Annotated in this window: 17 protein-coding genes; 8 read left to right on the forward strand and 9 right to left on the reverse strand. The window is 67.2% G+C overall.

Features of this window, described 5'->3' with window-relative positions; genetic code table 11:
* Window positions 1-18: 18 nt before the first annotated feature.
* Window positions 19-387 (reverse strand): hypothetical protein, encoded by a 369-nt coding sequence (locus CYU59_RS15570; protein WP_292991162.1) that lies wholly within the window; start codon window positions 385-387, stop codon window positions 19-21.
* Between the two features lie 382 nt (window positions 388-769).
* Between CYU59_RS15570 and sucB the strand changes: the two genes are divergently transcribed.
* From sucB to CYU59_RS15595, 5 genes are read left to right on the forward strand one after another with little or no spacing between them, the layout of a single operon-like run.
* Window positions 770-2,584, forward strand: a complete 1,815-nt coding sequence (sucB, locus tag CYU59_RS15575; RefSeq protein ID WP_292991164.1) for a 2-oxoglutarate dehydrogenase, E2 component, dihydrolipoamide succinyltransferase — start codon at window positions 770-772, stop codon at window positions 2,582-2,584.
* 13 nt (window positions 2,585-2,597) lie between these two features.
* Window positions 2,598-3,506, forward strand: a complete 909-nt coding sequence (locus CYU59_RS15580; protein WP_292991166.1) for a TIGR01777 family oxidoreductase — start codon at window positions 2,598-2,600, stop codon at window positions 3,504-3,506.
* Between the two features lie 44 nt (window positions 3,507-3,550).
* Complete coding sequence (lipB, locus tag CYU59_RS15585; RefSeq protein WP_292991168.1) at window positions 3,551-4,270, forward strand: lipoyl(octanoyl) transferase LipB; 720 nt, start codon at window positions 3,551-3,553, stop codon at window positions 4,268-4,270.
* 29 nt (window positions 4,271-4,299) lie between these two features.
* Window positions 4,300-5,247, forward strand: coding sequence for a lipoyl synthase (gene lipA / locus CYU59_RS15590; protein ID WP_292991170.1), 948 nt, complete (start codon window positions 4,300-4,302; stop codon window positions 5,245-5,247).
* A gap of 28 nt (window positions 5,248-5,275) precedes the next feature.
* Window positions 5,276-6,028, forward strand: coding sequence for a DUF4191 domain-containing protein (locus CYU59_RS15595; RefSeq protein ID WP_292991172.1), 753 nt, complete (start codon window positions 5,276-5,278; stop codon window positions 6,026-6,028).
* A gap of 16 nt (window positions 6,029-6,044) precedes the next feature.
* On the opposite strand, the gene CYU59_RS15600 is transcribed toward CYU59_RS15595, so the two are convergent.
* Window positions 6,045-6,497 carry an RDD family protein gene (locus CYU59_RS15600; RefSeq protein WP_292991174.1) on the reverse strand — a complete coding sequence of 151 codons (453 nt, stop codon included), beginning with the start codon at window positions 6,495-6,497 and terminating at the stop codon, window positions 6,045-6,047.
* A gap of 197 nt (window positions 6,498-6,694) precedes the next feature.
* On the opposite strand from CYU59_RS15600, the gene glnA (CYU59_RS15605) reads away from it, so the two are divergent.
* The 3 genes from glnA (CYU59_RS15605) (at window position 6,695) to CYU59_RS15615 (ending at window position 10,293) form a co-directional block, all read left to right on the forward strand.
* Window positions 6,695-8,131 carry a type I glutamate--ammonia ligase gene (gene glnA / locus CYU59_RS15605; RefSeq protein WP_292991177.1) on the forward strand — a complete coding sequence of 479 codons (1,437 nt, stop codon included), beginning with the start codon at window positions 6,695-6,697 and terminating at the stop codon, window positions 8,129-8,131.
* A 274-nt stretch (window positions 8,132-8,405) separates the two neighbouring features.
* Window positions 8,406-9,860: an aldehyde dehydrogenase family protein gene (locus tag CYU59_RS15610; RefSeq protein ID WP_292991180.1), complete on the forward strand. Its 1,455-nt coding sequence runs from the start codon at window positions 8,406-8,408 to the stop codon at window positions 9,858-9,860.
* 16 nt (window positions 9,861-9,876) lie between these two features.
* Window positions 9,877-10,293, forward strand: coding sequence for a DoxX family protein (locus tag CYU59_RS15615; protein WP_292991182.1), 417 nt, complete (start codon window positions 9,877-9,879; stop codon window positions 10,291-10,293).
* A 3-nt stretch (window positions 10,294-10,296) separates the two neighbouring features.
* Here CYU59_RS15615 and CYU59_RS15620 read toward each other — a convergent pair whose 3' ends face one another.
* The 7 genes from CYU59_RS15620 to CYU59_RS15650 all read right to left on the reverse strand — a co-directional run bounded on the left by CYU59_RS15620 (window position 10,297) and on the right by CYU59_RS15650 (window position 20,690).
* Complete coding sequence (locus CYU59_RS15620; RefSeq protein ID WP_292991183.1) at window positions 10,297-11,421, reverse strand: epoxide hydrolase; 1,125 nt, start codon at window positions 11,419-11,421, stop codon at window positions 10,297-10,299.
* 24 nt (window positions 11,422-11,445) lie between these two features.
* On the reverse strand, window positions 11,446-12,306 hold the full coding sequence (locus CYU59_RS15625) for a TIGR03619 family F420-dependent LLM class oxidoreductase (protein WP_292991184.1): 861 nt from the start codon (window positions 12,304-12,306) through the stop codon (window positions 11,446-11,448).
* Window positions 12,303-12,914, reverse strand: coding sequence for a PaaI family thioesterase (locus CYU59_RS15630; protein ID WP_292991382.1), 612 nt, complete (start codon window positions 12,912-12,914; stop codon window positions 12,303-12,305). Before CYU59_RS15630 ends, CYU59_RS15625 begins: the two co-directional genes overlap by 4 nt.
* A gap of 123 nt (window positions 12,915-13,037) precedes the next feature.
* Window positions 13,038-16,010 carry a bifunctional [glutamine synthetase] adenylyltransferase/[glutamine synthetase]-adenylyl-L-tyrosine phosphorylase gene (locus CYU59_RS15635; protein ID WP_292991186.1) on the reverse strand — a complete coding sequence of 991 codons (2,973 nt, stop codon included), beginning with the start codon at window positions 16,008-16,010 and terminating at the stop codon, window positions 13,038-13,040.
* A 58-nt stretch (window positions 16,011-16,068) separates the two neighbouring features.
* On the reverse strand, window positions 16,069-17,406 hold the full coding sequence (glnA, locus tag CYU59_RS15640) for a type I glutamate--ammonia ligase (RefSeq protein WP_292991188.1): 1,338 nt from the start codon (window positions 17,404-17,406) through the stop codon (window positions 16,069-16,071).
* Window positions 17,407-17,454: 48 nt separating this feature from the next.
* On the reverse strand, window positions 17,455-19,008 hold the full coding sequence (locus CYU59_RS15645) for an alpha/beta hydrolase (protein WP_292991190.1): 1,554 nt from the start codon (window positions 19,006-19,008) through the stop codon (window positions 17,455-17,457).
* Between the two features lie 116 nt (window positions 19,009-19,124).
* On the reverse strand, window positions 19,125-20,690 hold the full coding sequence (locus CYU59_RS15650) for an alpha/beta hydrolase (RefSeq protein WP_292991192.1): 1,566 nt from the start codon (window positions 20,688-20,690) through the stop codon (window positions 19,125-19,127).
* Window positions 20,691-20,695: the final 5 nt, after the last annotated feature.

A 20,695-nucleotide genomic window follows, 5' to 3' on the forward strand; every position in this document is an offset into this window, starting at 1 on the left:
CTCGTACGAAATTGAGACTTACAGCGGAGGCGCGTCAGAGCGGGGGCGCCACTCCGCGATCTTGGTCGGCTGCTGGAGCGTCTTGACGTTCCCGCCGCCCGCGACCGCGTGGACCTGCGTGCTGCCGCGGATCTCCTCGGCCAGCGCAGTGACCTCGTCGGGCTCGATGAACCGGTATCGCGTCAACAGCTCGGCCCGGTTGATGCCGAGGTTGGCGGCCGCGACCCGCAAATTATCGGCCGTGATCAAGGTGCCTTTGTCCAACTGGTCGTAATAAGTGGACCGCGGGAGTTCCATCGCGGTCCAGATCTCTTCTCTGCTCAGGGAGCGTCCTGCCAGATAGGAGAGCACGGTGGCCAGTTCTTTGCCGCTGTCATCGGGGTACACGCGAAACAAGATATCCAAGTTCCCGGCTTAAAGGAATGCCAATTGCGTTAAAAGCCGATTATTTCAGGCCTCTGACAGGGCATCCGTCCGTCTGAGCGGCGTTGAAGTCCAATTAATTGGACATTCGCCTGGCTGGATTGCAGTGAATTATCGGCGTCAAACCTGCAAATGAGATGTGGCTCACATTGCACCGACGGCGGCATTTCACCACTTCCGGCAACCGCCGAATTCCGGTGCCACCGGCGTGCCCTGGTTGTGTGCCGACGTCGCCGCAGTGACAGGATGGTTTCGGTAATCACGGGTGCAGCTTCGGTACACCGCGCTGTGGTAAGCCGGAGGTCGACCCGCGCCCACCGACCGATCTATCGAGGAGTCGACGTCCATGGCCTTCTCAGTGCAGATGCCGGCACTCGGTGAGAGCGTGACCGAGGGAACCGTAACCCGCTGGCTGAAGCAAGAAGGCGACACCGTCGAGCGCGACGAGCCGCTGCTGGAAGTGTCCACCGACAAGGTCGACACCGAGATCCCTTCGCCCGCAGCGGGAGTACTGACCAAGATCGTCGCCCACGAGGACGACACCGTCGAGGTCGGCGGCGAACTGGCCGTGATCGGCGACGCGTCGGAAGCCTTGCAGGGTGACGAGCAGCCCGCCGAACAGCCTGCAGCGCAGCCGGAACCGCAGCCCGAACCCGAGCCCGAGCCGCAGAACAACGCCGAGCCCGAGCCGCAGACCGACACCGAGCCCCCGGCCGCCCCGGCGGCCGCAGCCGACCAGAGTGGGGGCGGTGACTCCCAGCCGGTGTTGATGCCCGAACTCGGGGAGTCCGTCACCGAGGGCACCGTGACCCGTTGGCTGAAGAAGGTCGGCGACACCGTCGAGGTCGACGAGCCGCTGGTCGAGGTTTCCACCGACAAAGTCGACACCGAGATCCCGTCGCCCGTGGCGGGCACGCTGATCAGCATCACCGCCGAGGAAGACGTCACGGTGGAGGTCGGCGGCGAGCTGGCCCGCATCGGCTCCGGCGCCGCCGCGCCCGCACCCGAAGCCGCCGCACCGGCCCCCCAGGCCGCACCGCCGGCACCGGCGCCGCAGGCCGCCCCCGCACCACAAGCCACACCGGCTCCGCCCCCGCCACCCGCGCCCGCCGCGAAGCCGGCTGCCGAACCCGCACCCAAGCCGGCCGAGCCCGCGCCGCAGCCGGCCGCCGAGCCCGCGCCGCAACCGGGCGGCGACGGCGCCCCCTACGTCACTCCCCTGGTGCGAAAGCTGGCCGCGGAGAACGACATCGACCTCGGCTCGCTGAACGGAACCGGTGTCGGCGGACGCATCCGCAAGCAGGATGTGCTGGCCGCTGCGGAACAGAAGAAGGCCCAAACCGAAAAGGCGCCGGAGGCCGCGGCACCCGCACCGCCCGCGACCGCCCCGGCCGCCGCCAGGCCCAGCGCTCCGGCTGCCCCGCCGGCACTGGCGCACCTGCGCGGGACCACGCAGAAGGCCAGCCGGATCCGGCAGATCACCGCCAAGAAGACCCGGGAGTCGCTGCAGGCGACCGCGCAGCTCACCCAGACCCACGAAGTCGACATGACCCGCATCGTCGCGCTGCGCAACCGGGCGAAAAATGCGTTCGCCGAGCGCGAAGGGGTGAACCTGACCTTCCTTCCGTTCATCGCCCGCGCCACGATCGACGCGCTCAAAGCGCACCCGAACATCAACGCCAGCTACAACGAGGACAGCAAAGAGATCACCTACTACGACGCCGAGCATCTCGGCTTCGCGGTCGACACCGAGCAGGGCCTGCTCTCCCCCGTCGTGCACAACGCCGGCGACCTGTCGCTGGCCGGCCTGGCCCGCGCCATCGCCGACATCGCCGCACGCGCCCGCTCCGGCGACCTCCGGCCCGACGAACTGTCCGGCGGCACCTTCACCATCACCAACATCGGCAGCCAGGGCGCGTTGTTCGACACGCCGATCCTGGTTCCGCCACAGGCCGCGATGCTGGGCACCGGCGCGATCGTCAAGCGACCCCGGGTGGTGGTCGACGAGACCGGCAACGAATCGATCGGCGTGCGGTCGATCTCGTACCTGCCGCTGACCTACGACCACCGCTTGATCGACGGTGCCGACGCCGGGCGATTCCTCACCACCATCCGGCACCGCCTCGAAGAAGGCGCGTTCGAGGCCGACCTGGGTCTGTAGGGGGGCTTGACTCGTGGCCGCCACTGTCGCGATCGCCGGATCGTCCGGCCTGCTCGGCTCGGCTCTGGCCACTGCCCTGCGCACCGCCGACTACCAGGTGTTGCGCATCGTGCGGCGGACGCCGGCCAACGCCGGCGAGCTGCACTGGGATCCCGAACGCGGTGAACTCGACGCCGGCGTCCTGAACGGCGTGGACGCGGTGGTGAACATGTGCGGCGTCAACGTCGGCAGCCGCCGCTGGTCGGGGGCGTTCAAACAATCCCTGCGCGACAGCCGGATCACCCCGACCGAAGTGTTGTCCACCGCCGTCGCCGATGCCGGCGTCGGCGTGCTCGTCAACGCCAGCGCGGTCGGTTACTACGGCGACACCAAGGACCGTGTGGTCGACGAAACCAGTTCGGCGGGAACAGGTTTCCTGGCGCAACTGTGCACCGACTGGGAGGCGGTCACCGCGCCGGCCCGAGATGCCGGGGCCCGGGTGGTGCTGGCCCGCACCGGGGTGGTGCTCGCCGCGGCGGGCGGCGCGCTGCGCCAGCTTCGGCCGCTGTTCTCGATCGGCCTGGGCGCCCGGCTGGGCAATGGACGCCAATACATGTCGTGGATCAGCCTGGAAGACACCGTCCGGGCACTGCAGTTGGCGATTTCCGACGCCCGGCTCTCCGGAGCGGTGAATCTCACCGGCCCCGCGCCGGTCACCAACGCCGAATTCACCGCGGTGCTGGGCCGCGCGCTCGGCCGGGCCACCCCGTTGATGGTGCCGGGCTTTGCGGTGCGCGCCGCGCTCGGCGAGTTGGCCGACGAGGCGTTGCTGACCGGTCAGCGGGCCATCCCGGCTGTCCTGGAAGGTGCCGGCTTCGAGTTCCACCACAACACCGTCGGCGAGGCGGTGCGCTACGCCACCGCCGGCCGCGACATCGCCTAGCACCTGTCAGGGTGCGATCAGGTTCGAGTTGTAGCGTCGGCGGAGTGAGTTCGATCCGCTCCAGCGACGCCGCAATCGACATCCGGCAGATGCAGAGAGTCGACTATCGGGCCGCCTGGGACTTGCAGCAGGAGTTGGCCGGCGCCCGGGCCGACGGAGGCCCCGACACACTGCTGCTGCTCGAACATCCCTCGGTGTACACCGCAGGGCGCCGCACCACCGCTGAAGAGCGACCGACCGACGGCACCCCGGTCGTCGACACCGACCGCGGCGGCAAGATCACCTGGCACGGACCGGGCCAACTGGTCGGCTATCCGATCATCGGGCTGGCCGAGCCACTCGACGTGGTCAACTACGTCCGGCGGATCGAGGAAGCACTGATCAAGGTGTGCACCGACATCGGCCTGCGGGTCGAGCGCGTCGACGGGCGATCCGGAGTATGGGTGCCGCCCGGCGGCGGGCGGCCGGCACGCAAAGTCGGGGCGATCGGCGTGCGGGTGGCGCGAGCGACCACCCTGCACGGCTTCGCGCTCAACTGCGACTGCGACCTCGACGCGTTCACCTCCATCGTCCCGTGCGGCATCAGCGACGCCGGCGTCACCTCGATCTCGGCCGAATTGGGCCATCGGGTGGGGGTCGACGACGTTCGGAAGACCCTCGCCGACGCGGTCTGCGACGCCCTCGACGGACGGCTGGCGGTCCGCCTGACGTCCGGTCCGGCTCCCGCGACCACCGCTGCGCGAGCCTCGTCGCCGAACAGTTGAGCGCGCCGGCGCCCGCGTAGAATCGACTCATGACCGTTACCCCCGAAGGTCGCAAACTGCTGCGCCTCGAAGTGCGTAACGCAGAGACCCCGATCGAGCGCAAGCCGCCGTGGATCAAGACCCGGCTGCGGATGGGGCCGGAGTACACCGAGCTGAAGAAGCTGGTCCGCCGTGAGGGCTTGCACACGGTGTGCGAAGAGGCCGGCTGCCCCAACATCTACGAGTGCTGGGAAGACCGCGAGGCGACGTTCCTGATCGGCGGTGAAGTCTGCAGCCGCCGCTGCGACTTCTGCCAGATCGACACCGGCAAGCCGGCCCCGCTGGACCGCGACGAACCGCGCCGGGTCGCCGAGAGCGTCCAGGCAATGGGCCTGCGCTACTCCACGGTGACCGGGGTGGCCCGCGACGACCTGCCCGACGGCGGCGCGTGGCTGTACGCCGAGACCGTGCGGGCCATCAAGCAGCTCAACCCGTCCACCGGCGTGGAATTGTTGATCCCCGACTTCAACGGCAACGCCGAGCAGCTGCGCGAGGTGTTCGAAGCCCGCCCAGAAGTGTTGGCGCACAACGTCGAAACCGTGCCGCGCATCTTCAAGCGGATCCGTCCGGCGTTCACGTATCAGCGCAGCCTCGATGTGCTGACCGCCGCGCGTGATTTTGGGCTGGTCACCAAGAGCAACCTCATCCTGGGAATGGGTGAGACGCCCGACGAGGTGCGCGCCGCGCTCGACGATCTGCACGCCGCGGGCTGTGACATCGTCACCATCACCCAGTACCTGCGCCCCACGACACGGCATCACCCGGTCGACCGCTGGGTCCACCCCGACGAGTTCGTCTCCTACGAGCAGTACGCCGACCAACTCGGGTTCGCCGGAGTGCTGGCCGGTCCGCTGGTGCGTTCGTCGTATCGAGCGGGGCGGCTCTACCAGCAGGCCAATCAACGCCGGCAGCAGACGCCCACCGCGCAGCCAAGCTGAGGCGGGCTTTTCAGTATTCTTGGCGATTATGGCCAAGACCCGTACCGCCAAGCCGAGCAAGGCCGCCCGAGCAGAGGCGAAAGCCGCTCGCAAAGCCGCCAGTAAAGAACGCCGCAGCCAGCTCTGGCAGGCATTCAACATCCAGCGCCAAGAGGACAAGCGGCTGCTGCCCTACATGATCGGCGCGTTCGTGCTGATCGTCGGCATCGCCGTGGCGATCGGCGTGTGGTCGGGCGGGTTCGCGATGATCTCGGTGCCTTTGCTGGGTGTCGTGTTGGGCGCGCTGGTGGCGTTTATCATCTTCGGTCGTCGCGCGCAGAAGTCGGTGTACGGCAAGGCCGAGGGTCAGGCCGGTGCCGCCGCCTGGGCGCTGGACAATCTTCGGGGTAAGTGGCGCGTCACTCCCGGCGTCGCGGCGACCGGGCACCTCGACGCCGTCCACCGGGTACTCGGCCGGCCGGGCGTGATCCTGGTCGGCGAAGGCTCGGCCGGGCGAGTCAAACCCTTGCTGGCGCAGGAGAAGAAGCGCACCGCCCGACTCGTCGGCGACGTCCCGATCTACGACATCATCGTCGGCAACGGCGACGGCGAGGTTCCGCTGTCCAAGCTGGAGCGTCACCTCACCAAGCTGCCGGCCAACATCACCGTCAAGCAGATGGACGCATTGGAGTCGCGGCTGGCCGCCTTGGGCTCACGCGCCGGCACGGCCGCGATGCCCAAGGGCCCGATGCCGGCGGGCGCGAAGATGAAGGGCGTCCAGCGCGCCGCCCGGCGTCGCTGACGAGCGGCGCCCCAAGCTAGCGCCGGACGACGGCCGTCCCGGTCACCCGGTCCTGAATTCCGCGCCCGTCTGAGTCCACGAACAGCGCGGGCACGACGACCGCGATCAACACCCCGCGCGTAACCGCCCGGCCCAGCCCGACGAGTTGCCGCTCGTCGATCGACGCGACTCGTAGCCCCAATGCAAACTGACCTGGGGTGAACTGAAATAACCGCACCGCAACAATTCCGAGCAACAGCCAGATCACCAGCACCGCCGTCGACAGCCCCTGCAGCGTGATCAGCCCCAGTTTCATGGCGAGCGCGGCAAGCCCGTACGCCAGCAGCCAGTCGAGGATCAACGCTCCCAACCGGCGGCCCATGCCGACCAGGGAGCCCGGACCGTGTTCGGGCAGGCCGAGCGGCTGTCCCGGATAGCCCTGCGACGGCCCCGCGCCGCCGGTTTGCGGGGGCTGGTTGCTGCCGGTCATCACTCCACTCTAGGGTCACATCTGGCCAGACCCAGGACGCGACGGTCGCATCACGTAACACGGATGTAACACGGGGTTTGACGCAGGCAACATCGCGTCCATAGCGTCTGGTTCCGGGCTTTCAATTACGTCCACGTAACGGAATGCTCATCAGCGACCACAATGGTTCGAAGCACGCAGCAAAGGAGAGCGCTTCGGTGTCCGAAAAAACGGCCGACGACATCATCAAACTGGCCAAGGACGAGCACGTCGAGTTCGTCGACGTCCGGTTCTGTGACCTGCCAGGCATCATGCAGCACTTCACAATTCCGATCTCGTTCTTCGATGAGAGCGTGTTCGAGGAAGGCCTGGCATTCGACGGCTCCTCGATTCGTGGATTCCAGTCCATCCACGAGTCCGACATGCTGCTCCTCCCCGACACCGGCACGGCACACATCGACCTGTTCACCCGGGCCAAGACGCTGAACCTGAACTTCTTCGTGCACGACCCGTTCACCCTCGAGCCGTACTCGCGTGACCCGCGCAACGTCGCGCGCAAGGCGGAGAACTACCTGAAGAGCACCGGCATCGCCGACACCGCGTACTTCGGCGCCGAGGCCGAGTTCTACATCTTCGACTCGGTCAGCTTCGACTCGAAGATCAACGGCACGTTCTACGAGGTCGACGCGATCTCCGGCGTGTGGAACACCGGCGCGGCCACCGAGCTCGACGGCAGCCCGAACCGCGGCTACAAAGTCCGCCAAAAGGGTGGCTACTTCCCCGTCGCTCCCGTCGACCACTACGTCGACCTGCGCGCCAGGATGCTGCAGAACCTGATCACCGCGGGTTTCAGCCTGGAGAAGGGCCACCATGAGGTGGGCACCGGTGGCCAGGCCGAGATCAACTACAAGTTCAACACGCTGCTGCACGCGGCCGACGACATGCAGCTGTACAAGTACATCGTCAAGCAGACCGCGTGGCAGGAGGGCAAGACTGTCACGTTCATGCCCAAGCCGCTGTTCGGTGACAACGGCTCGGGTATGCACACCCACCAGTCGCTGTGGAAAGACGGCAACCCGTTGATGTACGACGAGACCGGCTACGCCGGGCTGTCGGACACCGCCCGCCATTACATCGGCGGCCTGCTGCACCACGCGCCGTCGCTGCTGGCGTTCACCAACCCGACGGTGAACTCCTACAAGCGTCTGGTTCCCGGGTTCGAGGCCCCGATCAACCTGGTGTACAGCCAGCGCAACCGCTCTGCGGCCGTGCGTATCCCGATCACCGGCACCAACCCGAAGGCCAAGCGCCTCGAGTTCCGCGCACCGGACAGCTCGGGTAACCCGTACCTGGCGTTCGCGGCGATGCTGATGGCCGGCCTGGACGGAATCAAGAACAAGATCGAGCCGCAGACGCCGGTCGACAAGGACCTCTACGAGTTGCCGCCGGAGGAAGCTGCGAACATCCCGCAGGCTCCCACCCAGCTGTCGGCTGTGATCGACCGCTTGGAGGACGACCACGAATACCTCACCGAGGGAGGCGTTTTCACGCCCGACTTGATCGAGACGTGGATCAGCTACAAGCGCGAGAACGAGATCCTGCCAGTGCAGATCCGACCGCACCCGTACGAATTCGCTCTCTACTACGACGTCTAGATCAACCTCGACAGAAGGCGCGGGCGCTCACTCGAGCGTCCGCGCCTTTTGCGTTGCCCCCCGGTGCCAGGCCGCGATCAGCGCAGCCTGTCGCGAAGCTCCATCCGGCACCGACACACACTCCCGACCGGAGGGCCGCGCGCGGCTGGGACCGAAAGCGCTGCACCACAGCGCTCGGGGCCCGAGCCTGTCGCTTCCGACTTTCTTGACCGGGTATCGTCAGCGGTGCTAAGCAGGTGCTCAGCATTCGACGTGCACGGTTGGAAGGGATCAGATGGCGCTGCAGACAGTTTTGGACGACATCCGTAAGCGGCCCGGCTCGGGTGACGTGATCGCCGTCATCAACCCCGCCACCGAAGAGACCATCACCGAATTCACCGACTGCGGCGAAGCTGCGGTCAACGAAGCGGTCGCACGGGCGAAGGCCAGCTTCGAGTCCGGCGTCTGGTCCCAACTGCCCGGCCGTGAGCGGGCCAAGGTGCTGTGGAAGATCGCCGACCTGATCGACGAGCACGCCGACGAATTCGCCCAACTCGACTCGTTGAACACCGGCATGCCGCTGCTGCAGGCCACCCTTCAGATGTCGACATGCGCGGAATTCTTCCGGTACTACGCGGGCTGGTGTTCGAAGCTCAACGGCGTCGCCTACGACGTGCGGACCGACGGCATTGCGACCGATGCCTACGTCAACATGCACGCCTACACCCTCAAAGAGCCCTACGGGGTGGTCGGCCTGATCTTCCCGTGGAACGGCCCGATCTTCAACGCCAGCGCCAAGCTCGCCCCCGCGCTGGCCGCCGGCTGCAGCCTGCTCGTCAAACCGGCCGAGGAGACGCCCCTTTCGGCTCTGCTGCTGGACCGGCTGATCCATCAGGCCGGGGTCCCCGAGGGCGTCGTGAATCTGCTGACCGGCTACGGCCACACCGCGGGCGCCGCGATCACCGCGCACCCGGACGTCGAGAAGGTCGCCTTCACCGGCTCGACCGAGGTCGGCAAAGAGATCGTGCGCGCATCAGCCGACAACCTCAAGAAGGTCACTCTCGAACTCGGTGGCAAGTCGCCAGTGCTGATCTTCGACGACGCCGACATGGACAAGACCATCCTGATGGCGTCGCTGGGCATCTTCGTGCACTCCGGTCAGGGCTGTGTGTGCGGATCGCGGATCTTCGCCCAACGCGGCGTGTATGACCGTGTCGTGGAGGGCATCTCGATGATGGCCAACACGTTCAAGCTGGGCGGCCCCAGCGAGGAGGGCTGCGTCAGCGGGCCGCTGATCAGCCAGAAGCAGCTGACCCGCGTCATGGGGTTCATCGACGAGGGTAAGACCGAGGGTGTCGAGGTGGTCACCGGTGGCCACCGCCTGGACCGCAAGGGTTACTTCGTCCACCCGACCGTCCTGACCAACGTCGACACCTCGATGCGGCTCTACCGGCAGGAGATCTTCGGCCCGGTGGTGAGCATCCTGCCGTTCGACGACGAAGACGAGGCCATCGCGCTGGCCAACGACACCACCTACGGGCTGGCGGCCACCGCCTACACCGAGAACCTCGGCCGCGCGCACCGGCTCGTCCGGCGCATGCAGGCCGGCAGCGTACAGGTCAACTGCCAGTTGGTCTTTGACCATGACGTGCCGTTCGGCGGCCACAAGCAGTCCGGGTGGGGCCACGAGTTCGGCAAAGAGGGCATCGACATGTACATGAAGACGAAGTCGGTCTGGATGCAGCTCTAGGAAGTATCGTCTGCGCATGGCGCAAAATGTCGAGGCCCGGCTGACCTCATACCTGCCGATCGCCTTGTCCGTGTTTCGGGTGATCTTCGGACTGCTGTCCCTCTGCCACGGCTTGTCCGGGGTGATCGGCTGGCCGGCCGCGGGTCATGTTGCGTCGGTTGGCGAGTGGCCCGGCTTCTACGCCGCCTGGATCGAACTCATCACCGGCGCACTGATCACGCTCGGACTGTTCACCCGGCCCGCGGCGTTCCTGGCGTCCGGGGAAATGGCGTTCGCCTACTTCAGCGTCCACTTTCCGGAGGGCTTCTTCCCGATCAACAACCAGGGCGAGGAGTCGGTGATGTACTGCTTCGCGTTCCTCCTGCTGGTGTTCGCCGGCGGCGGTCCCTATGCCCTCGAGGAGGCACGGCGGCGAGGCAGATTGCGGCGCTGAGGGTTAACGCACCGTCGCGAAGAACGCCCGGACGTCGTCGACGAACAACTCCGGCTGCTCGAAGGCCGCGAAGTGCCCACCGCGTGGCATCGTCGTCCAGCGGGTGATGTTGTACGCCGCCTCGCACCAGGCTCGCGGGGTGCGCAGGATCTCCTTCGGGAATGACGCCACGCCGGTGGGCAATTCGACCCGTCCGTCGCTGACGAACCGGTTGAAGCTCTCCCAGTACAGCCGGGCCGACGAGGCGCCGCTTCCGGTGACCCAGTACATCATCACGTTGTCGAGCAATTCGTCACGGCTGAAGACCTTTTCGGGATGGCCGTCGCAATCCGCCCACGCCCAGAACTTCTCGACGACCCACGCCAGCTGGCCCACCGGCGAATCCACCAGCCCGTAGCCCAGCGTCTGCGGCCGGGTGGATTGCTGCTTGGAGTAACCGGTCCCCCATTTGCGGTGCTCGACGTACGCGGCGAGCGCCTTCTGGTCGTCTTCGGAGTAGTCGTCCGATCCGGCCGCGGGTTTCGCGATGGGCATGTTCAGGTGAATGCCCGCACACCGGCCGCCGTTGCGGCCGATCTGCGTGGTGACCGCCGCACCCCAGTCGCCACCCTGGGCGCCGTAACGGTCGTAGCCGAGCCGTTCGACCAACGTCTCCCATGTCGCGGCGATCTTTTCCACGCCCCAGCCGGTCCCCGTCGGCTTGCCGGAGAACCCGTAACCGGGCAGCGACGGGCAGATCACGTGGAAAGCGTCCTCGGCGCGGCCTGACGGCGGATTGACCAGGGGCTCGATCACCTTGTGGAACTCCACCACCGAACCCGGCCAGCCGTGCGTCAACACCAGTGGCAGTGCGTCGTCGTGCGCTGACCGCTGATGGATGAAATGGAAGTCCAGACCGTCGATTTCGGTGAGGTACTGGTCGAACTTGTTCAGGGCCGCTTCGCGTGGGCGCCAGTCGTAACCGTCGGCCCAGTAGTCGGCCAACTCACGGGTGTAGGCGAGCGGGATGCCCTGCGTCCAGTCGTCGACGGTCTCGGACTCCGGCCAGCGGGTGCGCGCCAGGCGCTCGTGCAAGTCGTCGAGAACGGCGGCGGGGACATCGATGCGATACGGCCTGATTTCCGACATAGCCTTCATCATGCAGGCCGACGTTCAAGCGTCGAGGGCGAGGTCCTTGCGGAACCTCCTCATGCCGTCGATCTTCTGCGTCAGCGTGGCATCCGGCCCGGAGTAGAACATCCACGGCATGGTCAGGATCCCACTGATGCCGGCGTCTTCCGCCCGGTGGTAGTGGGCGGTCGTGAAGGCGTCGGTCAGCGGCGTCAGGATGGTAAAATCGTCCATCCCCAAGTTGTTTTCGGCCCGCAACTGACGAATTCGGTTCGCCGCCCCGATGGCCTGCTCGGTGTCGATCAGGTCGCCGATCCAGCCGTCGTAGCGGGCTGCGCGGCGCAGCGCGATGTCGCTGAGCCCGCCGACGTAGATCGGGATTCGCGGTGGTGTGGGCTGCATTTCCAGCCGTGGCGTCTGATAGAACTCGCCGTCGAATTCCGTCCAGTCCGGCGACCACAATGTCCGCATCAGATCCAGCATCTCGTCGGTGCGTTTGCCCCGCTTCGCGAAGGGCTGCTCCATCAGGTCGAACTCTTCTTCACACCAGCCGACGCCGATGCCCAACTCGACCCGTCCGTCAGCCAGATATGCCGCGGTGCCAATGGATTTGGCCACCGAGTATGGATTGCGCATCGCCGGGATGTAGACGGTGGTTACGAATCGCAGCTGAGTCGTGACCTGGGCGAGCGCGCCGACCAGCACCCACGGGTCGGGCCACTCGGTGAACGGTTGCCAGCGCCGCCGGCCGTCTTTGGTGTAGGGGTACGGGGTGTTCAACGTCTCCAGGTTGACGATGTGGTCGGGGATCGCCATGCCGTCGTAGCCGAGATCGTCGGCCACCTTCGCGATCTCGACGATCTCCTTGGTGTCCAGGAACGCGCTGCTGACGTAGAACTTCATTCGGCGGCCCGCGCCCACGCCGGGGTGATGAAAATCCCCTCGGCCTCCACTGTGACCCCTTCGGAGTCCGAAAGATTGCCGGAGACAAAGGTTTTGATGCCCTCGCTGCGTTCGACGGCGGCATCGGCGCGCAGCCTGCCCAGTGGGGTTCCCCGTACGAATCGCAGCGTGAGGGTGCCGGTGAACAGCGGTTTGGTCAGACCCGCGCTGGCGGCCTCACCGAGCACGTGGTCGAGCACCAGCGCGCACACCCCGCCGTGCACCCAACCGGGTGGTCCTTCGTAGGCCGTGCTGAGGGTGAACTCGCTCCAACAGGACAAGGCGTCGTCGCTGCGCTGGACGGTCAGCGGAGGCGCGATCGCGTTGCGCAGGCCGATCACCGCGTTGCCCCACACCACCGGGCGTCCCCCGACCGCGTACCGCACCACCTGCGTCTCGTCGCGTTGTCTGCTGCGCAGCACGTCGGTCGCCGACCGGATCGCGGTCCGCGCCGACTCGATGGCATCCGGCTCGATCTCGGTGCGCAGCACGGCCTGGATCAGGTCGCGGACATCGTCGGTCAGCGGCCTGTAGAGCGCAGCGAGCCGGTCATGTTCTTCGGCGCTCATCGCCTGGTAAGGGATCTTCGCGTCCAACCCCGCCTCCTGACCTCAGTGGCGGGCCTCGTCGGCAGCCGACCGTTATGTCTTTACTAACACCGTGGCATTCGACGTCCCGCTACCGGGGCGGACTCACTCGTCAAAGACTTTGTGCACGACAGCTTTTGCGCGCCGGGTGATGCGAAGGTAGTTGTCCAGGAATTCGCCGCCGTCGCCGTTCTTGGCCCAGCCCGCGGCCACCGCGACCGTGTTGAGCAGGCGCCCGGGCCCGGGCAGCTGGTCGGTGGGCTTGCCGCGAACCAGCACCAGCGCGTTGCGGGCCCGGGTCGCGGTCAGCCAGGCGTCGCGCAGCAGGTCGGCGTCCTCGGTGCTGATCAGCCCGGCATCTGCGGCGGCGTCCAGACTCGCCAGCGTCGAGGTGTTGTGCAGCGACTGGAACTCGCTGGCGTAGCGCAGCTGCAGCAGCTGCACGGTCCACTCGATGTCGGCCAGACCGCCGCGCCCCAACTTGGTGTGTGTCTTCGGGTCCGCGCCGCGCGGCAGTCGCTCGGAGTCGACGCGTGCCTTCATCCGCCGGATTTCGTGGACGGTCTCGTTGGACACCCCGCCGGCGGGGTAGCGCGTCTTGTCCGCCATGTGCAGGAACCGCCGGCCCAGCTCCGCGTCACCGGCGACCGCGTCCGCGCGCAGCAGCGCCTGGATCTCCCACGACTGCGCCCACTGCTCGTAGTAGGCCGCATACGACGCGAGCGTGCGGACCAGCGGGCCGCTGCGTCCCTCGGGGCGCAGGTTGGCGTCGACCTCCAGCGGTGGGTCGGCACTGGGAGTTCCCAGCAGCGCGCGGATCTGCTCGGCCACCGTCACCGACCACTTCACCGCGTTCGAATCCTGGACGCCAGCGGCCGGCTCGCAGACGAACAACACGTCCGCGTCGGATCCGTAACCGAGCTCGCGGCCGCCCAGCCGGCCCATCCCGATGACCGCGATCGCGGCGGGGGCCTCACCACTGTCGGGCAGGTTGGCTTTGATCACCGCGTCCAGGGAGGCCTGCAGCACCGCGACCCACACCGCGGTCAGCGCCGCGCACACGTCGGTGACGTCGAGCATGCCCAGCAGGTCGGCCGACGCAATGCGGGCCAACTCGCGGCGGCGCAGCGAACGCGCGATCGCGATCGCGCGCACCGGATCGCTCTGCCGCCCGGCCGAAGCCACCAGCGCACCGGCGACCGCGTCGGGATCGACGTCGAGCAGCTTGGGCCCGGATGGCCCGTCGCTGTAGTTCTGCACCACCTCCGGCGCGCGCATCAGCAGCTCCGGAACGTAGGCCGAGGTGCCCAGCACATGCATCAATCGCTTTGCCACCGAAGGCTTGTCACGCAACGTCGACAGATACCAGCGCTGCGAGACCATCACCTCACTGAGCCGGCGGTAGGCCAGCAGCCCGCCATCGGGGTCGGGGGTGTCGGACAGCCAGTCCAGCAGCCGCGGCAGCAACACCGACTGCACCCGTCCCCGGCGGCCGCTCTGATTGATCAACGCGGACAGGTGGGTCAGCGCGCTCTGCGGCGCCTCGTAGCCGAGTGCGGCCAGCTGGCGCTCCGCAGCTGCCGGGGTCATGCCCTGCGAGAACTCCAGGCCTTCTGGCGCAAGGGATTCCAGCAACGGCTGATAAAACAGCTTGGCGTGCAGCTTCGACACCCGCATGTGGTGCCGCTTGAGCTCGTCACGCAACACCCCCAGCCGGTCGCGGCTGCCGTCGGGCCGCACATGGGCTGCCCGGGCGAGCCAGCGCAACGCCTCGTCGTCGTCCTGCGGCGGCAGCATGTGGGTGCGTTTGAGCCGCTGCAACTGCAGGCGGTGCTCGAGCAGCCGGAGGAATTCGTAGGAGGCGGTCAGATTCGCCGAGTCGTCGCGACCGACGTAGCCGCCGGCCCCCAGCGCGGCCAGCGCATCGACCGTCGACGCCACATGCAGCGACTCGTCGCTGCGGCCGTGCACGAGCTGCAGCAGCTGCACCGCGAATTCGACGTCGCGCAGCCCACCACTGCCCAGTTTGAGCTCGCGGGCGCGCACATCAGCGGGCACCAACTGTTCGACCCGCCGGCGCATCGCCTGGACTTCCCGCACGAAATCCTCACGCTCGCAGGCGTTCCACACCATCGGCATCAGCGAGTCGATGTACTGCTTACCCAGCTCGGCATCGCCGGCGGCCGGGCGCGCCTTGAGCAGCGCCTGGAATTCCCAGGTCTTGGCCCACTGCTGGTAGTACGCGATGTGCGACTCGAGGGTGCGGACCAATTCACCGTGGCGACCTTCCGGACGCAGCCCGGCGTCCACCTGGAAGAAGGCCTCCGAGGCCAGCCGCATCAGCTCCCCGGCGATGCGCGCCGACACCGGATCGACCGCCTCGGCGACGAAGATGACGTCGACATCGCTGACGTAATTCAGTTCGCGCGCACCGCATTTGCCCATCGCGATGATCGCCAGCCGCGGGGCCGGCTCGTCACCGCAGACGGTGGCCTCCGCGACGGAGAGCGCCGCACCCAGTGCGGCGTCGGCGAGATCGGCCAGATGCGCGCCCACCTCGCGGAACTCCAGCACCGGCTCGTTTTCGACGACCGGCGCCAGGTCCATCGCGGCCAGCACCAGTAGCCGGTTGCGGTACAACGCGCGCAGCCGCCACACCACCGACCCGGCGGCGGTCGGGGGCTCGGCCACACACTGGGCGAACTCAGCTCGCAACTTTTCCACCGACGGCAGCCGGACGTCGCCCTGCAACAAACGCCAGGCCTGCGGGTTGGCAACCAGATGATCGCCCAGCGCCAGCGACGACCCGAGCACGCCGAAAAGCCGTCCGCGCAGGCAACGATCGGCCAGCAGCGCCTCGTTGAGCTCTCCCCATTTGTCACCCAGCGCCTCGGCGAGCCGGACCGTCGCGGACAGCGCCGCGTCGGCGTCGGGCGCCCGCGACAAGGACCACAGCACTTCGACGCGCTCTTCGGTATTCCAGCCCAGCTGAGCCAGATTGGCGCTGGCGCGGCCGTCGACCAACCCGAGGCGGCCGAGGCCGGGCACCTTCGACCGTGCCGTCACTGGTTGGTTCACGTCCTCGACGGTAGCGCAGATGGCTTTAGATCTGGATGCGTCCTAATCACCGCCACGGCTAGAGCGAAATGTATGTCTTCAGTTCGTACGGCGTCACATGGCGACGGTAGTTCGCCCACTCCGTGCGCTTGTTGCGCAGGAAGAAGTCGAAGACGTGCTCCCCCAGCGCTTCTGCGACCAACTCCGAACCCTCCATCGCCCGCAGCGCCTCGTCGAGGCTGGACGGCAGTTCCCGGTAGCCCATCGCTCGGCGCTCGGTCGGGGTGAGGTCCCAGACGTTGTCCTCGGCCTGCGGGCCCAGCACGTAACCCTTCTCGACGCCGCGAAGCCCGGCCGCGAGCAGCACGGCGAACGCCAGATACGGGTTGCAGGCCGAGTCGGGGCTGCGCACCTCGATGCGACGCGACGAGGTCTTGTGCGGGCTGTACATCGGGATGCGGACCAGCGCCGAGCGGTTCGCCGCGCCCCAGGAGGCCGCGGTGGGGGCCTCGCCGCCGAGCACCAGCCGCTTGTAGGAGTTGACCCATTGGTTTGTGACGGCACTGATTTCGCTGGCGTGCTCGAGGATTCCGGCGATGAACGACTTGGCGACATCGGAGAGTTGCAACGGATCGTCAGGGCTGTGGAACGCGTTGACCTCGCCCTCGAACAGGCTCATGTGGGTGTGCATCGCCGAGCCGGGGTATTGGCCGAACGGCTTGGGCATGAACGTCGCTCGCGAGCCCTCGTTCAGCGCGACCTCCTTGATGAGGTAGCGGAAGGTCATCACGTTGTCGGCCATCGAGAGGGCGTCGGCGAAGCGAAGGTCGATCTCCTGCTGACCCGGGGCGCCTTCGTGGTGGCTGAATTCCACCGAAATACCCATGGATTCGAGCGCATCGATGGCATGCCGGCGGAAGTTCGACGCGGTGTGCACCGCTTGATCGAAGTAGCCGGCGTTGTCGGCGGGAACGGGCACCGAACCGTCCTCTGGGCCCGATTCGAGGAGGAAGAATTCGATTTCGGGATGCACGTAGCAGGAGAAGCCCAGATCGTTGGCTTTGCCTAGCTGACGGCGCAGGACATGGCGGGGGTCGGCCCACGACGGCGAGCCGTCGGGCATCTTGATGTCGCAGAACATCCGGGCCGAATGGTGGTGGCCCGTCCGAGTCGTCCAGGGCAGCACCTGGAACGTCGACGGGTCGGGGTGCGCCACGGTGTCGCTCTCGGAGACGCGGGCGAAACCTTCGATCGACGATCCGTCGAAGCCGATGCCTTCTTCGAAGGCGCCCTCGAGCTCAGCGGGCGCGATCGCGACAGACTTCAGGAAACCGAGCACGTCGGTGAACCACAACCGGACGAATCGGATGTCTCGTTCCTCCAGCGTGCGGAGCACGAATTCCTTTTGTCGATCCATACCTGGAACAGTATGCATTCAGCGTTAAGTTTGTGTTACCAGCGCTGCCTAACACCGTAAGTTTCCCGGCGCGGTGCCGTCGACCAAGTAGCGGGTCACCGCCGAGTCGACGCACTCGTTCCCGTTGAACGTCACGGTGTGTTGGGTTCCTTCGAACGTGATCAGGTTGGCGCCGAGCTGGCGGGCCAGGTCCACGCCCGCCTGGTAGGGCGTGGCCGGGTCGTGCGTGGTGGACACCACGACCGTTTTGCCCGGCCCGACCGGGGCTGCCGGATGCGGCGAGGAGGTCGGCGGCTCCGGCCACAACGCGCACAGGTCGCGCGGCGCGTGACCGGTGAACTGGCCGTAGGACGAGAACGGCGCGACCTGACGAATCCGCCGGTCCGCGTCGGCCCAGGCCGCCGGGTCGGTCGGCTCGGGCGCGTCGACGCAGCGGATCGCGTTGAACGCGTCTTGGGAATTGTTGTAGTGGCCCTTGTCGTCGCGCCCGTAGTACTCGTCGGCCAGCGTCAGCAGGTCACCCGGGTCGGCGCCGCGACGCAGACCGAGCAGTCCGCTGGTCAGGTACTTCCAGAACTGCGGGGTGTAGAGCGCGTTGATCGTGCCGGTGATGGCGTCGGAGTAGCCGAGCTGACGCCGATCCGAGGTCACCGCGGGCTTGGTCACCAACGGGTCGATCAGCTGGTGATAGCGCGCAACCCACTGGTTGGGGTCGGTGCCCAGCGGGCAATCGGTCGAGCGGGCGCAGTCGGCGGCGTAGTCGTTGAACGCGGTCTGGAAACCAGCCTGTTGGTTGACCAGTTCGTCGATCGGGCCGATGGTCGGGTCGATGGCGCCGTCGAGCACCATCGCCCGGACGTGGTCGCCGAAGCGCTCGATGTAGGCGGTTCCGAGCTCGGTGCCGTAGCTGTAGCCCAGGTAGTTGATCTCGTCGTCGCCGAGCGCCTGGCGCACCGCGTCCATATCGCGCGCGGCGGACGCGGTTCCGACGTTCGCCAGGAAGGCCGACCCGTTGCGTGCGACGCACCGCTGCGCGATCTGCCGGTAGATCTGCTCGATGTGCGCCACACCCTGCGGGCTGTAGTCGACCATCGGTTCGCGACGGAAGGCGTCGAAGTCGGCGTCGGTCTGGCAGCGCACACCCGGCGTCGAATGGCCGACGCCGCGCGGGTCGAACCCGACCAGGTCGAAGTGCCGGCTCACTTCGGAGTCGGCGAGCGCGGGCCCCATCGCGGCCACCATGTCGACCGCCGACGCCCCCGGCCCGCCGGGGTTGACCAACAGCGCACCGATTCGCGGACCGGTCGCCGGAATCCGGATCACGGCGATCTGCACTTGTGCGCCAGTCGGATTCGCGTAATCGACCGGTACCTCGACGACCCCGCACTGCGCGGTGGGGACGTCACCGGGGGCTTTGACGACCTGGCTGCAACTCCCCCAGTTCAGTTGCTGCACCGAGGACGGCTGCGGCGCGGCCGGGCTGGGCGTCGGGCCCGCGCCGTATCCGGGCGTGGCGCCGGACCACGGTGTTGCGACGACGGCGGCCGATGCGGAGAGCAGGAGGGAGAGCAGCGCTGAACTCATCGGTCTCATGCGCCACATGGTGGTCAATCGTGGCATGCGTCGGCCACGGGCCGTGATCCCATTGGTCACACCTTGGTCTCGTTATCGAGCGCGCGGTCGTGAAACGCCGTATTGGAAGCCGTCCGCGGACGGCGCTAGCACTTGGCCCCGTTGGACGGCACGGTACCGCTGAGGAGGTAGGCGGTCGCATAGTCGTCGATGCAGCTGTTTCCCTGGAACACCACCGTGTGCTGGGTGCCGTCGAACGTGAGCAGCCCGCCCTTGAGTTGCTTCGACAGGTCGACGCCGGCCTGATACGGCGTCGCCGGGTCGTGGGTGGTGGAGACCACCAGCGTGGGCGTCAGGTTGGACACCGAGATGGAGTGCGGCTTGCTGGTGGGCGGCACCGGCCAGAACGCGCACGTTCCCAGCGGGGCGTTGCCGGTGAACTTGCCGTAATTCATGAACGGCGCGACCTCGCGCGAGCGCCGGTCCTCGTCGATGACCCTGGCGCGGTCTTTGACCGGCGGCTGGTCTACGCAGTTCACCGCGACGCGGGCATCGGTGGAGTTGTTGTAGTGGCCGCGCTTGTCGCGGCGCATGTAGAGGTCGGCCAGTTCGAGCATCACATCGCCGCGATGGCGCGACAGTTCGGTCAGCGCGGTCGTCAGGTGGTGCCAGAAAGTCGGCGAATACAGCGCCATGATGGTGCCGATGATGGCGTCGCTGTAGCTCAGCCCGCGGGGGTCCTTGGTGCGGGCCGGAATGCTGCGCATCGGGTTGTTCTTGTCGACCAGCGGATAGACCAGATCGTGGTAGACGTCGACCGCTTTGGCGGGGTCGGTACCCAGCGGACAGGTGGGCGACTTGGCGCAGTCTTTCGCGAAGTTGTTGAAGGCGTCCTGAAAACCCTTGGCCTGCCGAAGATCTGACTCGACGGGGTCGGCATTGGGGTCGATGGCGCCGTCGAGGATCATCGCCCGGATGTTCTTGGGGAACGCCTCGGCGTACGCGGCGCCCATCCGGGTGCCGTAGGAGTAACCCAGGAACGTCAGCTTGCTGTCGCCCAGCGCTTCCCGGATGACGTCCAAATCCTTTGCGACGTTGTCGGTTCCGACGTTCGCCAGGAATTTCTTGCCCATCTTGGCGACGCAGCGGTCGATGTACTCCTTGGTCTCCTGCTCGATGTGCGCGATGCCCGCCGGGCTGTAGTCGACCTGTGTCTCGGTGCGCAGCCGGTCGTTGTCGGCGTCGGAGTTGCACCAGATCGCTGGCCGCGACGACGCCACCCCGCGCGGGTCGAACCCGACCAGGTCGAAGCGTTCCCGGATCTGCGGCGGCAACGACTGCACCAGCCCGACCGCGGCTTCGATGCCGGACTCCCCCGGGCCGCCGGGGTTGATGACCAGCGAGCCGATCTTGTCCCGGGTCGCCGGAAAGCGAACGAGCCCGAGTGTGGTCGCGTCGCCGTTGCGGTGCCGGTAGTCGACGGGAACCGCGAGCTTTCCGCACTGCACGCCGCTGGGCAGCTTGGCGGGCAGCCCGCCGCTTCCCGCGAGCCGGCACGGTCCCCACTCCACCGGTTGCCCGACCTTCGGGCCGTACATCACCGCACGACCCTTGACCACCTGTGTGCAGCTGGACGCTGTCACCGCGATGACGGCGATCGCGGTCCAGAGCAGCATCATGCGCGCGAACTTGCCGCGGCGAGGGGTCCCCATGTCAC

This window comes from Mycobacterium sp. (assembly GCF_002863225.1).
Lineage (GTDB): Bacteria > Actinomycetota > Actinomycetes > Mycobacteriales > Mycobacteriaceae > Mycobacterium.